This is a genomic window from Undibacterium sp. Ji22W, assembly GCF_049340305.1.
GTDB lineage: Bacteria > Pseudomonadota > Gammaproteobacteria > Burkholderiales > Burkholderiaceae_D > Undibacterium.
The window spans coordinates 1-264 of the sequence record NZ_JBMPOU010000029.1 but is presented as its reverse complement, the minus strand read 5'-3'; the positions used below and the strand labels follow the sequence as shown (position 1 = coordinate 264).

The following is a 264-nucleotide window of genomic DNA, read 5'->3' as shown; positions in this document are numbered from 1 at the left end:
TCAATGTCAGTGGCGGCAGCAGCACGACATTTACAGTCACTGCCACCGATGATTATTTGAAAGAAGGTTCCGAATCCCTGATCGCCACGATCAGTGGTGTCACTGATACTGATAGCCGTTATGAAGCGGTAGCCGTTGGCAGCAGCAACACAGCAAGCAGCGCGATCACCGATGAAGCCGTCCCAGCAGCAAGCGACACTGTCTATGCGCACATCAGTGTCGATGCAGCGAGTGTTGCCGAAGGTGGCGTCTTAACGTACACGG

1 protein-coding gene is annotated in these 264 nt (G+C 54.2%); it reads left to right on the top strand.

All coding sequences use genetic code 11. The annotated features are described in order from the left end of the window. Positions 1-264: hypothetical protein (locus ACO0KW_RS20450; protein WP_423055187.1), on the top strand; the 264-nt coding region annotated here is incomplete at both ends.